The following is a 14612-nucleotide window of genomic DNA, read 5'->3' on the forward strand; positions in this document are numbered from 1 at the left end:
ACGGCACAGGCTCCCAGGACTGCCCAGCCCAGCATTCCCAGGTGCTCCGGGTCGCCGGGCCGCAGGATGACGATGACGGTCGCGATGAGCAGCACGGCCGGGGCGAGTACGTGCACGAGGGCTGCCCCCAGCCGGTGGGGCAGACCGACGACCCCGGTGGCGATATCGCCCTCGAGGTCAGGGAGCGTGTTGAGCAGGTGTGCGCCCACGCCGAGCACCGCCCCGGCAGCCATGACCCACGCGGGCGGCCACACGTGGTCGGGAAGCGCGAGCCACACGGCTGCAGGCAGCGCCGCGAAGGCGACGGCATACGGTATGGGCGACCAGACGGTCGACTTGGCCCAGGTGTTGTAGGTCCATCCCGCGCCGACCCCGAAGACGAGGTGAGCGATGGCTGCCGGCAGCCCGCACGCGAGGGACAGGACGACACATGCCGCGAGCGCGACCGCGGTCGCACGCCGGACCACCGGCTCGGCCCAGGGGGCCTGCACGAGCGGTTTGTCCAGCCGGCCGGTCAGGCGGTCGCGTTCGGCGTCGACGGCGTCGTTGGACCAGCCGATCGACAGCTGCCCGGTGAGGACGGCCGTCGTGACGAGTGCTCCGGTGCCCCAGCCGTGTCCGGCAGCCGTGGCGAGCAGGGCGGTCATGACCGTGACGCCGATGGTCGGGGCCGGGTGCGAGGCGCGGGTGAGCACCGTGGCGGCGGCGAGGGTGCGGGACACGACGCGATCGTAGACAGGCCGTGAGTGCGGACTGCACTTTCGATCGGGAGAAGTGCACGTTCGATGGGGAGGAGTGCACGTTCGATGGGGAGAAGTGCACGTTCGATCGGGAGAAGTGCACGCTCGATGCGGAGGAGTGCACGCTCGATGGGGAGGAGTGCACGTTCGATGAGGAGGAGTGCACGTTCGATGAGGAGGAGTGCACGTTCGATGGGGAGGAGTGCACGTTCGATGGGGAGGGGCTGACGAGAAGGGAGGAGTGGCGGAACGGGTTGTGGGTAGATTCCGTGGCGTGACGACCACACATGCGGACCCGGTCAGCCATCTCGCCGCCGCGACGGGCGTGCTGCCCGAGCACCGGCACAGCCAGGCGCGCCTGACCCGAGCGGTCGCGGACATGCTCGGCCTCGAGGGCGCCGACCGAGTCACGCTCGAGAGCTTCCACGCCAACGCCGGCGTCAGCGAGCGCTACCTCGTCATGCCGATCGAGCGCTACGCCGAGCTCGGCGACTTCGGCGAGCGCAACGACCTCTTTCTCGAACGGGCCGTCACACTCGGCGAGCGCGCCGTCAAGCAGGCGCTCGCCGCCGCGGCCGTCGAGCCGGGAGAGGTCGACGTCCTCATCACGACGACGATCACCGGCCTGGCCGTGCCCTCCCTCGACGCCCGCCTGGTCGGGCCCCTCGGGCTGCGCGACGACGTCAAGCGGATCCCGCTCGTGGGGCTCGGCTGCGTGGCCGGAGCCGCCGGGATCGCCCGCGCCCACGACCACCTCGTGGGCCACCCCGACGACGTCGTCGCCCTGCTCGCGATCGAGCTGTGCAGCCTGACGATCCAGCAGCAGGACGCCTCGACCCCGAACCTCGTCGCGAGCGGCCTCTTCGGTGACGGCGCGGGTGCCGTCGTGCTGACCGGGGCCGACCGCGCGCCGGCCCGGCCCGGCCCTCGCGTCCGCGCCACCCGCAGCCGGCTCTACCCCGATACCGAGCGCGCCATGGGCTGGGACGTCCGCGGTACCGGGATGCAGATCGTCCTCGGGGCAGAGGTACCCGGCCTCGTGCGCGAGAACGTGCGCGGCGACGTCGACCGCTTCCTCGCCGACCACGGCCTGACCCGGCGCGACATCGGCTGGTGGGTCGCGCATCCCGGCGGCCCGAAGGTCCTCGACGCCCTCGCCGACGCGCTCGAGATCCCTGCCGAGGCCCTCGGCGTCACGTGGCGCTCGCTCGACCGGGTCGGCAACCTGTCGTCCGCCTCGGTCCTGCACGTCCTGGCCGACACGCTCGCCGACCGCCCACCGGCGCCCGGCGGGCACGGCGTGCTCCTCGCGATGGGCCCGGGCTTCTGCCTCGAGCTCGTCCTGCTCGAGGCGTGAGCCGTGTCGGCGTGGCTCTACGCGGCGCTCGTCGCCGCCGTGGGGCTGGAGCGGCTCGCCGAGCTCGCCGTCTCGAAACGGCACGCCGCGTGGTCGTTCCAGCGCGGTGGCCGAGAGTACGGCCGGCGCCACTACCCCCCGATGGTCCTGCTGCACACCGGTCTGCTCGTCGGTGCCCTCGCGGAGGTGTGGTTGGCTCACCGGCCCTTCCTGCCGTGGCTCGGCTGGCCGATGCTCGCCCTGGTCGTCGCCGGTCAGGCGCTCCGGTGGTGGTGCGTCGCCGCCCTCGGCCCGCAGTGGAACACCCGCGTCATCGTCGTGCCCGGTCTCGCCCGGGTCCGTGCCGGCCCGTACCGCCGGCTCCCGCACCCGAACTACCTCGCCGTCGTCGTCGAGGGCCTCGCCCTGCCGCTCGTGCACACCGCGTGGGTCACGGCTGCCGCGTTCACCCTCCTGAACGCCTGGCTTCTCGGCGTCCGGATCCGCTGCGAGAACGAGGCGCTCGCGGCGCTCCAGCGCGCATGAGGGACCTGGTCGTCATCGGGGGCGGCCCGGTCGGTCTCGCCACCAGCCTGTATGCCGCTCACCTCGGTCTGGACGTCACCGTCCTCGAGCCCCGGCTGGGTCCCGACCCGGCCGAGACCGGCCTCGACAAGGCCTGCGGGGAAGGCATCATGCCCGGCGGCGTGGAAGCTCTGGCGGGCCTGGGCGTCGACCCGCCCGGTATGGCCATCAAGGGAATTCGCTACCTCGACCGCCATCACCAGGTGCAGACCCCGTTCTCCGGCGGCCCCGGACGCGGCGTGCGTCGCACCGCCCTGCATCGGGCCCTCCTGCAAGCGGTGACGGCCACCGGTGTCGAGGTCGCCCGCCTCGCGGCAGCAGACCTCGCTCAGGACGATCACGGCGTCAGCATCGCCACCCTGCGCGCCCGGGGCGGTCACGGACCGGCGCTGCAGGCCCGGTACGCCATCGCCGCAGACGGGCTGCACTCGCCGACGCGCCGGGCCCTCGGGCTCGGCGCGGCGCCACCCCGGCGCGGGCGAGGGTCACGGCACGGGCTACGCCGGCACAGCGGCATACCGCCGTGGTCCGAGCACGTCGAGGTGCACTGGTCGCAGATGGGGGAGGCGTACGTGACCCCGGTGGCGCCCGACGTCGTCGGCATCGCGATCCTGACCGATCGCAGGGAGCCGTTCGAGGCGCTGCTCGGCTCGTTCCCCGAGCTGTGGGAGCGGCTCGACGGTGCGCCCGCGGTGAGCCGGGTGATGGGGGCAGGGCCGTTCCGGCAGAGGGCAGCTCGCCGGGTGGCCGGCCGGGTCGTGCTCGTCGGCGACGCGGCCGGGTATGTCGACGCGTTGACCGGCGAGGGGATCGCGGTGGGCCTGGCGCAGGCGCGCGAGGCGGTGCGCGCCCTCGCGGCAGACCACCCGGACGGCTATGAACGGGCGTGGCGCCGGGTGACGTGGCGTGCCTCAGCGCTGACCCAGGCGCTCGTCTGGGCCACCAGGCCGCCCGCGGGCCGGCGCCTCCTCGTCCCGGCGGCCGCTCGCGTCCCCGGCGTGTTCCGGTGGTCGGTCGACGCGCTCGCCCGGCCGCGATAGTCGCCCTGGCGGAATCCCGGTGGCGGGCGCGGTCCTGGGCACGCGCGAAGACGGCCCGGGCAGGGCTTGCTGTTAAACCGGGACTCGGGCCATCCTCTGTGGTCCTTGTACCCGAGAGAATGCTGCGTAGTCGGGCACGCCAGGCCCAATCCGACCCGGTTTTGCTGTGATCCTGCCGGGGGCGATCCACCGGTCAGCGGAGCAAGCGCCACATCGCCAGGGTCGGCTCAGCCGGCGCTCGTACCGTTAAGGGATGTCGTCCTTCCTCGACAGTCTCTTCCGCGACATCCTCGGGCTGCCCGCGCTGCTCATCTACCTCGTCGTCGGCCTGCTCGTCTTCCTGGAGGACGCGATCTTCATCGGCTTCGTCCTGCCGGGCGAGACCGCCGCGGTGCTCGGCGGGGTCGCCGCCTCGCTGGGGCACGTGGACCTCCCGGTCATCCTCGGGGTGATCATCGCGGCCGCGATCCTCGGAGACTCCGTCGGCTTCGAGATCGGGCGCCATCTCGGTCCCGGCGTCCTGGGCCTGCGGCCGCTGGTCAGGCACCGTGAGCGTCTGTCCCGGGCGCAGGACCTGCTGGCCCGCCGCGGAGGGGTTGCGGTCTTCCTCGGCCGGTGGGTCGCCTTCTTCCGTGCGGTCATGCCCGCCCTCGCCGGGACCTCCGGGATGCACTACCCGACCTTCCTCGCCTGGAACGCCGCCGGCGGGATCGCCTGGAGTACGACCGTCGTGTCCATCGGCTACCTCGCCGGCAGCTCCTACTCCCGGGTCGAGCAGTGGCTGGGCCGGGGGGCCGCGATCGTCATCGCGGTCGTCGTCGTGGTGGTCCTTGTCGTCTGGCGGGTGCGCCGGCACCGAGCGGAGGCTCGACGTGAGGGGGACGCCGCCGCCGCCGACGCCACCGACGCCAACGACGCCGCCACCGACGGCACAGACGGCACAACCCCGGCCGACCAGGAGCGTGAGGGCCGCTGAGTCACGGCCCGCCTGACGTGGCGAAACGTGGGAGGCGGTTCGGACGCGGGTGGGCGCCATACGTGCGGGAGATCCCCAGCCGGGCAATGCATGGTCATGGACCCCGTCAAGACCTATCGCTACCTGAGGCTCGCGATCATCGGGATGGTCCTGCTCGTCGGCGCGGCGGTGGTGCACGAGTGGTGGCGGACCGGATGGCAGTGCCTCGAGACATCGGTCAGCTCCTATTACTACACACCGGCGCGCCCCGTCCTCGTCGGCGCCCTCGTCGCGATGGGGGTCTGTCTCGTCGTCATCCGCGGCAGCACCGACGCCGAGGACATCCTGCTCAACGTCTGCGGCGCGATGACCCCCGTCATCGCGTTCGTGCCGACGCCGGGCACGGGCGAGCACTGCGACACCGCGTCGATGGCGCAGGTCGACGTCCCGGCCGACGTCGCGAACAGCGTCTTCGCGTTGCTCGTCCTCGGGCTTGCGGTCCTGATCGTGGCGTTCCTCGTCGCTCACGGCCAGCGGCGACGCGGCGACGGGGGCGGCGGCCGGACACGCGCCCGGTTGGCAATCGCGACGTGCGCCTATCTCGTCACGGCCGGGACGTTCGCCGGTGCCCGGTCCGCGTTCATCGACACCGCGCACCTCGCGGCCTCGGCCGTCCTCTTCCTGGCCATCATCTCCCTCGTCACCGTGAACGCGGTGCTGTACGGACGGGAGCACGCGTCCGGCAGCCTGCGCATCCGGGACGTCGTGAACCGGTATGCCGTGCTGGCTGCGACCATGGCCGCCGTCGCCATCGTCATGCTCATCTTCGGCCGGGTCTACGGCTGGCAGCATGCCGAGCTGTGCATCGAGGGAGAGCTGGTCACGCTCTTCGCGGTGTTCTGGGCGATCCAGACCCGGGAGCTGTGGTGGCGCGGCGTCCGCACGGCGCGCGCGTCCGACGAGCAGTCCCCGACGGGATCCGGTGCCGGGTAACGGCCGAGGTCCGGCCCTGCGTCGGCGCGCCGTGGGACGCTTCGGGCATGGACGCGGTCAAGACCTATCGGTACCTGCGGATCGCCATGATCGGCATGGTCGTCATGCTCGGTGCCTCGGTGCTGCACGAATGGTGGGCGACCGGCTGGCAGTGCCTGCAGCCGTCGGTCAGCGCGTACTACTACACGCCCGCGCGTGGGGTCGTCGTCGGGTCGCTCGTCGCCGTCGGGGTCTGCCTCGTCGTCGTCCGGGGCAGCACCGACTGGGAGGACATCCTGCTCAACCTCGGGGGTGCGGTGGCCCCCGTCATCGCGTTCGTGCCGACGCCGGAGCCGGGGGGGTGCCGGTCGGTGCCGATGGAGGTGACCGACATCCCGGCCAACGTCGCCAACAACGTCTTCGCCCTCCTCGTGCTCGGACTGGCCGGCATCATCGTCACGATCGTCATCGCCCGCAGCGCCGGGCAGCCCGACCGGCTCGGACCGGCTGGCTGGTTCGGTCTCGCCGCGACGGTCGTGCTCTACCTGGTGGCCGCCATCGCCTTCTTCGCGGCCCGCTCGTTCTTCCTCGAGCACGCGCACTACGCCGCCGCGTTCGTGCTGTTCATCTGCATGGTGGCCGTCGTCATCATCAACGCGTGGTCCTACGGCCGGCAGCAGTCGCAGGGCTCGTCCCCGAGGCCCTCGGACTACGCCAACGCGTATGCCGCCGTCGCCGTCGCAATGGTCGGAACCCTCGTGCTCATGCTCGCCTGGCGGGCGATCTTCGGCTGGGACCACGCGGTGCTGTGGATCGAGGGCGTCCTCATCGCGTGCTTCGCGGCGTTCTGGACGCTGCAGACCCGCGAGCTGTGGGGGGCGGGCCTCCGGGCGTCGGTGCGCTGATCTGCAGGGGCGCGGTCGCTGGCGCAGGGCCCCGGCCGGGCGTGCGCAGGTGTCGGTCCTGCCCCCGTCAGCCGGTCCGCGACCGGAGCCAGTCGATGTCGGCCCGCTGACCCGCGACACCGCCCGGGGTCTCGCACACGACCGGCGCCGCGGCCGCACGCACGAGCGCGACGACCTGATCGCCGTCGAGCGTGCCGGAGCCGAAGTTCGTGTGCCGGTCGGCACCGGAGTCGAACGCGTCCCGGGAGTCGTTCGCGTGCACGAGGTCGATCCGCCCGGTGATCCCCCGGACCCGGTCCACGACCGTCGTCAGGTCGTTGCCACCGGCGAAGGCGTGGCACGTGTCGAGGCAGAAGCCGACCGTGTCGCCGCCGTTGGCCTGCCCGATCGCGTCCCAGAGCCGGGCGATCGCCTCGAGCCGGCGCGCCATCGCGTTCTCGCCCCCGGCCGTGTTCTCGATGAGCAGCGGCGCCGGCATCTCGAGCCCGTCGACGCACTTGCGCCAGTTGTCGAAGCCGGTGGCCGGGTCCTCGTCCTTGCCGAGGTGGCCGGCGTGCACGATCAGGCCCTTGGCGCCGATCTGCGCCGCGGCGATCAGGTGCTGCTGCAGGAGCTTGCGCCCGGGGATGCGGATCCGGTTGTTCAGGCTCGCGACGTTGATCGGGTAGGGCGCGTGGACGTAGAGGTCGATGCTCGCCGCCGCGGCGGCAGCACTGAGCGCCTCGGCACCGCCGGGGTAGCGGACCACCGGCCCCTTGTAGCTCTGCGGGTCGCCGAGGAAGAACTGCGAGAGGGTCGCCCCGCGCGCCGTCGCCTCGGCGATCGGGTCCTCCTGGTCGACGTGCGCTCCGATGTGCAGGGCCATGACGACAGGGTATGCCGGGATGAGCGATTGCTCGGAGGTGGCCGGCGCCCTGCTCCAGGGCCCACCTGACGTGACCGGTATCGCACATCGTGAGACGAGGGGTTATAAGCGGAGGTTATCCCATGCATAATCTACGTCATGTCGTCTCATCGGTTCCCTGCTGCCGTCGACGAGATCACGGTGCGGCTCGTCGCCGCGGTCGTCCTCAGCCTCGGGATCGTCGCCCTGGCCACCCAGCAGTGGTGGGTCTACGCGATCCTCGCCGTCGACTTCTGGCTGCGGTCCGCGGTCGGACCGCGGTGGAGCCCGGTCGCCCGCGTCGTGCAGCAGTGGGTCCGACCGGCGGTGGGCACCGACCCGGTGCGGGTCCCCGGTGCGCCGAAGCGCTTCGCCGCCGCGATCGGTGCGGTGCTGACGAGCGCGGCCACCGTCCTGTGGCTCATCCACGGCGTCACCGGGTCGAGCGCAGCGCTGGCTGTCCTCGTGGGGGTCGCCGTCGTCATGCTCGTCTTCCCCGCGCTCGAGGCCGTGTTCGGTCTCTGTGTCGGGTGCAGGCTCTTCGCAGGGCTCGTGCGCTTGGGCATGGTTCCCGAGTCGATCTGTCTCGAGTGCGCGGACATCACCCGGCGCCAGCGGATCGTCGCCGTCCCCTGACCCGTCGAGCGGGCACCGAGCCCCCGTCGAGCGGACCGCATGTCTCCGTCGAGCGGCGAGTTCCTCAACCGAGGCCGTGCCGCGCCAGCGCGTGGAACAGCTCGCGCTCCTCGTAGGCGAGATGCGACAGGAGGGTGTCGGTCAACAGGTCGATGGTCCGCTGCAGCTCATCGAGCGCCGCGGACCCTGCCGCGCCGTACCCGCCCTCCCCCGCGAGAGACACGAGCGCCTCGTCCACCTGGTCGAGGACATCGGCGATGACATGATGCTCGTCCTCGAGGCGGTCGAGCACCGGGGTGAGGCCGGGGTCCGCATGCCGCAGGTGGGTGAAGACGCTCCGGTCCTCGAGGGTGTGATGTCCGGTGACGATGCGGCAGTACGACTGGCAGAAGGCGCCGAGGGCCCAGTTGTTCTGGCGCATCGCCATCGTGTTGATCACCGACCGGGCGCGGCCGATGGTCAGCAGCCCGTCGCGTACCTGGTCGATCACGTCCCGGACCCGGGCGAGCTCGGCTCGCAGCGCGTCGTGAATCTCGAGCAGGTGCCGAGGATGAGCCTGCTGGAGCGCGGTGTAGGTCGTGTCCGCCGGCTCGGGGAGGGTCGGTCGGTCGTCCTCACGCCAGGGCAGGGACGCGGACAGGCGCGTCCCGTCATCGGGCGTCGGGTGCACGGCGAGTGGGGAGGCTTCGCCCCGAGGGAGGGAGCTGCCCGCTCGACCGGCCCGTGGTGCCCGCTCGGCCGGGAGCTGGTGACCGGTCGACGACGGTGGAGGGGAGGCGGCGCGGCGGGCCCGCTCGGTCTCGACGAGCTCCCTTGTGGCCGGGGCCACGTCCTCGGCGAAGCAGCGCACGTCCTCGGGCGAGTCCGTGCCGAGGATGTAGGCGCTCATCCCGCACTCGAGGGTCAGCTCGGCCAACTGCTCGGCCCAGTCCCGCGGGCTGCCCTCGAGGAACCCGGCGCCGCCGCCGAACCGGCCGAAGATGTTGTACATGCGCCGGATCAGCTCTGGCCCCCGGCCGGCACGGGCTGCGGCCTCGTCGAGTCGGGCGGTGAGCCCGGGCAGGTCCGGCGGGTCGGCGTAGCCCTGGCTCGGCAGCCACCCGTCGGCGTACCGGGCGGTGACCCGCAACATGCGCGGCTTGTAGGCCCCGAGCCAGATCTCGACGTCGTGCACCGGTGCCGGGCCGGTCCGTAGACCGGCGACGCGGTAGTGCTCTCCCTCAAGGGTCACCGAACGGGCGCCGGGTCGCTCCGGGTCCTGGCCCCAGACCCCGCGGATCACGTGGATCGCCTCGATGAGCGCGTCGACGGCCTCGCGAGGGCTCCGGCGCTCGCCTCCGGCAGCGACGATCGCGTCCCAGAAGGCGCCGGTCCCGAGCCCCAGGCCGGCCCGGCCGTTGCTCAGCAGGTCGAGGGTCGCGACCTGCTTGGCCAGCCCGACCGGGGGCCGCAGCGGCAGGTTTGCGACGTTGGCCGCGACCCGGATCGCGGTGGTCCGCGCGGCAACGGCGCTCAGCAGCGTCGGTGCGTCGGCATGGGTCGCGTTGTAGGGGTGGTCCTGCACCGTGAAGAGGTCGAGGCCCGCGACGTCGGCGACCTGCGCGAGGTCGAGCGTCTCGGTGAGGCGGGCCGCGTCGGGGCTCGCGAAGATGCCGAAGAGGAGGTCCTGGCCGTAGTCCGTCACGAGGACATCCTCCCCGGTCCGTGGCCCGGCTGCGGTGGTGCCCCGGGAGAGGGGACCGAACCGAGAACCCCGTTGCGCGCCGGCGACTACGACATCATTGCTCAGGCAGCCGGCTGCTCTTGCAGGTGGGCAGGGGGGCGGACGTCACGGAGGCGCCCTCGTCGGGTTAGGGGGCCCACGATCCGGGCTGGACGGCATACCCTCGCCTCATGGTCCAGCCCGGCGACGGCCTCGCCCTCCGATCCCGACCGACCGTCGGCTACGTGGCGCTCGGAGGGACGATCGCCTCCGTGCCGTCCGAGGCTCCGGGTGCCCAGCCCGGTGTCCAGCCGACCCTCACCGCGGCAGACCTCGCGGCGGGGGTGCCCGGGCTGGAGGCGGTGGCCGTGCTCGAGGCGCACACCTTCCGCACGATCCCCTCGTCGGCCATCACCCTGCGCGACCTGATCGAGCTCGTGCCCGTCCTGCTCAGGGTGGTGGAGGGCGGCGCGGCCGGCGTCGTCGTCAGCCAAGGGACCGACACGATCGAAGAGGTCGCCTTCGTCCTCGACCTGCTCTGGGACCGGCCGGAGCCGGTCGTCGTGACCGGGGCCATGCGCAACCCGTCCATGGCCGGCCCCGACGGGCCGGCGAACCTGCTGGCGTCCGTCCAGGTGGCGGCCGAGCCGGACGCGCGGGACTGCGGCGTGCTCGTCTGCCTGAACGACGAGATCCACGCCGCGCGCTTCGTCCACAAGAGCCACACCTGCAGCCCGTCCACCTTCCACTCGCCGGGGCTCGGGCCCCTCGGCTGGGTCGCCGAGGGCCGCCCGGTCATCGCCCTCCGGCCCACCCGGCGCGCCCACGTGCAGCTCGACTGGTCGGTCGCGCTGCCGCGGGTGCCGATCGTCACGCTCGGGCTCGGCGCCGACGCAGTGCTGCTCGAGGCCCTCTGCGACCTCGAGTGCGACGGGGTCGTCATCGAGGGGATGGGCGGTGGGCACGTGCCGGCCGGCCTGCTCCCGGCGGTCGGCGACCTGCTGGAGCGGGTCCCGGTCGTGCTGACCTCCCGGACCGGTTCGGGGGAGGTGCTCGCGACGACGTACGGGTATCCGGGCGGCGAGATCGACCTGCTCGACCGAGGCGTCATCCGGGCCGGTGCGCTCGACAGCCTCAAGGCGCGGCTGCTGCTCGTCCTCGCCATGGCGAGCGGCTGCGACCGGCCTGCGACCCGCGACCTGTTCGCGCTCGTCGGCACGACGACCGGGCCCGTCGCGAAGGCCTGATCTCGCCACGGTCCGACACCTGGGCGGTCCTCGGCGGCAGCAGGTCGATGAGCGCGGTCGAGCGCGAGACGGAAATGATGTTGATGACGTCAACATCGCGACCTTAGGCTTGTCGGTACCCCCATCTAGCATCGTCCAGGTCAGGCACGACCTGCCCAGGCACGACCCGAGGAGACCCGTCATGACACTGCTGGCCAGCGCACGCCCTGTCCGTGAACGGTTCGTCGGCCCGGCCATCGAGGCCGAGCACCTCGTCAAGCGCTTCGACGACCTGACCGCCGTCGACGACGTGAGCTTCACCGTGCCGCAGGGCAGCGTCCTCGGGATGCTCGGGCCCAACGGGGCCGGCAAGACGACGACCGTGCGGATGATGACGACCTTGAGCCGGCCGACGAGCGGCACGGCGCGTGTCGCCGGCCACGACGTGCTCGCAGACCCGGAGGCGGTCCGGCGCAGCATGGGCCTGACGGGGCAGGCGGCCACCGTCGACGAGTTCCTCACCGGGCGCGAGAACATCCGGCTGATGGGCGCGCTCTACGGCCTGTCGCGACGGGCGATCGCGGCGCGTGCCGACCAGCTGCTCGAGCGGTTCACGCTGACCGAGGCAGGGGACAAGGTCGTCAAGGACTACTCCGGCGGCATGCGTCGCCGGCTCGACCTCGCCGTCAGCCTCATCGCCGCCCCCCACGTGCTCTTCCTCGACGAGCCGACGACAGGGCTCGACCCGCGCAGCCGGTCCGAGCTGTGGGAGGTGCTGCGCGAGCTCGTCTCGGACGGCACGACGCTGCTCCTCACGACCCAGTACCTCGAGGAGGCCGACCAGCTAGCCGACCGGATCGTCGTCATCGACCACGGCCGGGTCATCGCCGAGGGCACCGCGCTCGAGCTGAAGGACCAGTCCGGCAAGGCGGCCCTCGTCGTCACCGTGTCCCACGCCGACCAGCTCGAGGCGGCCCGGGCACTGCTCGCCGCGCACGTGGCCGAGGTCCACGTCGACATCGCGGCGCGACAGCTGACCGCCCCCGCCGAGGGGCTGACCGACATGACCCGCATCGCGCGCGTCTTCGACGGTTCTGAGATCGTCCTCGACGACCTGGGGCTCAAACGGCCCACCCTCGACGACGTCTTCCTCCACCTGACCGGTCGGCGCGCCGAACCCCAGGCCGACGACATCGAGGAGCCCCGATGACCACCACGACCCTCGACACCGCGACGACGGAGTCCCTGACCATCACGCCACCGAGCCTCCGGCGGCAGGTCCGCACGATGGTGTGGCGCAACCTCAAGCACATCCGGCGGATGCCCGAGATGCTCGCCGACGTGACCATCCAGCCGATCATGTTCGTCGTGCTGTTCGCCTATGTCTTCGGCGGCTCGATCTCGACCGACAGCACCTCCTACCGGGAGTGGCTCCTGCCGGGGATCATGGCGCAGACGATGACCTTCTCCTGTGCCATCGTCGCGCTCGGCCTGACCGCCGACCTCAACAAGGGCATCGTCGACCGGTTCCGCTCGCTGCCGATATCGCGCGCCTCGGTGCTCATCGGGCGCAGCGTCTCGAGCCTGATCCACTCGAGCATCGGCGTCGTCGTCATGGCCGTGACCGGCCTCGTGATCGGCTGGCGGATCCGCGGCGGCGTCGGGGAGGCGCTGCTCGCCTTCGGGCTCCTGCTGCTCTTCGGCTTCGCGATGATCTGGGTCGGGATCGTCTCGGGCTCCCTGCTCAAGAGCCCCGAGGCCGTCCAGGGCGTCATGTTCACCGTGATCTTCCCGGTGACCTTCCTTGCCAACACGTTCGCCCCGACCGAGCACATGCTCCCCGCGCTGCGAGTCATCGCCGAGTGGAACCCGATCTCGTCGCTCGTCCAGGCGATGCGCACGCTCTGGGGCAACAGCCCGCCCGCGGGCCCGGAGGCCGCCTGGCCGCTGCACCACCCGGTGCTCATGACCGTCGTCTGGTCGGTGGGGATCACCGTCGTCCTGGCGCCGCTCGCGGTCCGGGCCTTCAACCGGCGCACGACCGACTGAGCTGCCGGCGCATCGAACGGCTGAGCTCCCTGCGCATCGAACGGCTGAGCTCCCTGCGCATCGAACGACTGAGCTCCCTGCGCATCGAACGGCTGCTCGTGCCGGGCGATGGATGAGTCTTCTTATGCCGCTACCACTGGCCGAGGAGGGCACAGTGCTGCAAGGATCGGCCCGACGACCCTGCATCGACGACGAGGTGAGGCAGATGACGCAGACAGTGACGACGAACGAGCCGACCGCTCAGGTCCCGCCGGCGCAGCACCTGATCGGGCTGCTGCTCGGGGCGGAGGAGGACTGGCCCACCGCGTTCGAGCAGGTGCTCGAGCTCGTCGGTCCGATCACGACCGACGACGGCGTCACCCATGAGGTCTCCAGCGAGCGCCTGACCATCGAGCCGTTCAACCTGCGCCAGCCGGTCCGCACCGCGCTGGTCATCGACCGGCTCGCCTACTGGTACTACCACCCGCGCGAGTGGCTCAAGAAGGCCGCGCTCGTCAACGGGACCTACCTGCTCAACAGCCCGTTCACCTTCCAGTCGATGGAGAAGCACAGCGCCTACTGCGCCCTCATGCGGCTCGGGCTCAAGGTGCCCGAGACGATCCTGGTGCCCTACAAGAACCCGGTCGACAACGTCCGGTGGGCCTACACGAGCGCGAAGTACAACCAGTCCTTCGATCTCAAGGCGATCGCGAACGAGCTGGGCTACCCGCTCTACATGAAGCCCTTCGACGGCGGGGGCTGGCGGGGCGTCTCCAAGGTCGTCGACGAGCAGGCACTGCAGCGCGCCTACGACCAGTCCGGCGAGATGCTCATGCACCTGCAGGCCACCATCGACTACGAGCACTTCGCGCGGGCCCTGTCGATCGGACCCGAGACGATGGTCATGGACTTCCGTCCCGACCAGCCGATGCACAACCGCTACGCCGTCTCCTACGACTTCCTCAGCCCGAAGGCCGGCCAGCAGGCCGCTGCGATCAGCCGCGTCGTCAACGCCTTCTTCGGCTGGGAGTTCAACTCCTGCGAGATGCTCGTCAAGGGCGACGACGTCTACCCGATCGACTACGCGAACGCCTGCCCCGACATCGCGATCAACTCGCTGCACTACTACTTCCCGTGGGCGATCAAGGCCCTCGTGCGGTGGTCGGTGTACTGCGTCGTGACCGGACGGACTGCGCGGATCGACCTCGAGACCAAGCACTACTTCGAGATCGCCGATCGTGACGACCTCACCGACGACGAGAAGCTCGACGCCTACCTCGCCATCGCGGACGCCTACCTCGACCGCACCAACTACCGGGCCTGGTGCGCGAAGCACCTCGACCACCTCGACGGGGCCGTTCTCGACTGGGTCCAGTCGGACGCGTTCAACAAGATCCTGCGCGACACGGTCCAGGCCACCTATCCCGAGCACGAGCGTGACCAGTTCATGGCCCACTTCGGCGGGCTCATCGCGCTGTGGGTCAAGGACGAGAAGGTGCGTCTGCGCGTCGGGGTGAGCTGAGCGCCATACCGTATGCCGCTCAGCTCGCTCCCGGTCGAAGCAGGACTTGCGCACGTGTCCCCTCGGCACTCGAGATGTGGCT

15 protein-coding genes are annotated in these 14612 nt (G+C 71.4%); 12 read left to right on the forward strand and 3 right to left on the reverse strand.

Annotated features, from left to right (window positions below):
• Window positions 1–722 (reverse strand): UbiA family prenyltransferase (locus L0H79_RS14705; RefSeq protein ID WP_301485383.1); only part of this gene is annotated, 722 nt, incomplete at its 3' end.
• 20 nt (window positions 723–742) lie between these two features.
• On the opposite strand from L0H79_RS14705, the gene L0H79_RS14710 reads away from it, so the two are divergent.
• The 7 genes from L0H79_RS14710 (at window position 743) to L0H79_RS14740 (ending at window position 6533) form a co-directional block, all read left to right on the forward strand.
• Window positions 743–1018 carry a hypothetical protein gene (locus L0H79_RS14710; protein ID WP_301485384.1) on the forward strand — a complete coding sequence of 92 codons (276 nt, stop codon included), beginning with the start codon at window positions 743–745 and terminating at the stop codon, window positions 1016–1018.
• Window positions 1015–2097, forward strand: coding sequence for a type III polyketide synthase (locus L0H79_RS14715; RefSeq protein ID WP_301485385.1), 1083 nt, complete (start codon window positions 1015–1017; stop codon window positions 2095–2097). Before L0H79_RS14710 ends, L0H79_RS14715 begins: the two co-directional genes overlap by 4 nt.
• 3 nt (window positions 2098–2100) lie before the next feature.
• Complete coding sequence (locus tag L0H79_RS14720) at window positions 2101–2622, forward strand: isoprenylcysteine carboxyl methyltransferase family protein (protein WP_301485386.1); 522 nt, start codon at window positions 2101–2103, stop codon at window positions 2620–2622.
• A complete protein-coding gene (locus L0H79_RS14725) occupies window positions 2619–3701 on the forward strand; it encodes an NAD(P)/FAD-dependent oxidoreductase (protein WP_301485387.1) in 1083 nt (360 codons plus the stop codon). Before L0H79_RS14720 ends, L0H79_RS14725 begins: the two co-directional genes overlap by 4 nt.
• A 253-nt stretch (window positions 3702–3954) precedes the next feature.
• Complete coding sequence (locus tag L0H79_RS14730; protein ID WP_301485388.1) at window positions 3955–4677, forward strand: DedA family protein; 723 nt, start codon at window positions 3955–3957, stop codon at window positions 4675–4677.
• 96 nt (window positions 4678–4773) lie between these two features.
• Window positions 4774–5649, forward strand: a complete 876-nt coding sequence (locus tag L0H79_RS14735; protein WP_301485389.1) for a hypothetical protein — start codon at window positions 4774–4776, stop codon at window positions 5647–5649.
• Window positions 5650–5696: 47 nt separating this feature from the next.
• A complete protein-coding gene (locus L0H79_RS14740; protein WP_301485390.1) occupies window positions 5697–6533 on the forward strand; it encodes a hypothetical protein in 837 nt (278 codons plus the stop codon).
• A gap of 67 nt (window positions 6534–6600) precedes the next feature.
• Here L0H79_RS14740 and L0H79_RS14745 read toward each other — a convergent pair whose 3' ends face one another.
• Window positions 6601–7398, reverse strand: coding sequence for a deoxyribonuclease IV (locus L0H79_RS14745; RefSeq protein WP_301485391.1), 798 nt, complete (start codon window positions 7396–7398; stop codon window positions 6601–6603).
• Window positions 7399–7536: 138 nt separating this feature from the next.
• Between L0H79_RS14745 and L0H79_RS14750 the strand changes: the two genes are divergently transcribed.
• On the forward strand, window positions 7537–8052 hold the full coding sequence (locus L0H79_RS14750) for a DUF4395 domain-containing protein (RefSeq protein ID WP_301485392.1): 516 nt from the start codon (window positions 7537–7539) through the stop codon (window positions 8050–8052).
• Between the two features lie 64 nt (window positions 8053–8116).
• Here the strand turns inward: L0H79_RS14750 and L0H79_RS14755 are convergent, their stop codons facing one another.
• On the reverse strand, window positions 8117–9736 hold the full coding sequence (locus tag L0H79_RS14755) for an LLM class flavin-dependent oxidoreductase (protein WP_301485393.1): 1620 nt from the start codon (window positions 9734–9736) through the stop codon (window positions 8117–8119).
• Window positions 9737–9945: 209 nt separating this feature from the next.
• On the opposite strand from L0H79_RS14755, the gene L0H79_RS14760 reads away from it, so the two are divergent.
• From L0H79_RS14760 to L0H79_RS14775, 4 genes are all read left to right on the forward strand, one after another.
• Window positions 9946–11001 carry an asparaginase gene (locus tag L0H79_RS14760; protein ID WP_301485394.1) on the forward strand — a complete coding sequence of 352 codons (1056 nt, stop codon included), beginning with the start codon at window positions 9946–9948 and terminating at the stop codon, window positions 10999–11001.
• A gap of 181 nt (window positions 11002–11182) precedes the next feature.
• Window positions 11183–12190 (forward strand): ATP-binding cassette domain-containing protein, encoded by a 1008-nt coding sequence (locus tag L0H79_RS14765; RefSeq protein ID WP_301485395.1) that lies wholly within the window; start codon window positions 11183–11185, stop codon window positions 12188–12190.
• Window positions 12187–13029 carry an ABC transporter permease gene (locus L0H79_RS14770; protein WP_301485396.1) on the forward strand — a complete coding sequence of 281 codons (843 nt, stop codon included), beginning with the start codon at window positions 12187–12189 and terminating at the stop codon, window positions 13027–13029. Before L0H79_RS14765 ends, L0H79_RS14770 begins: the two co-directional genes overlap by 4 nt.
• Window positions 13030–13234: 205 nt before the next feature.
• Window positions 13235–14530 (forward strand): RimK family alpha-L-glutamate ligase, encoded by a 1296-nt coding sequence (locus tag L0H79_RS14775; protein WP_301485397.1) that lies wholly within the window; start codon window positions 13235–13237, stop codon window positions 14528–14530.
• Window positions 14531–14612 lie beyond the last annotated feature (82 nt).

This window comes from Intrasporangium sp. (assembly GCF_030452765.1).
Lineage (GTDB): Bacteria > Actinomycetota > Actinomycetes > Actinomycetales > Dermatophilaceae > Intrasporangium_A.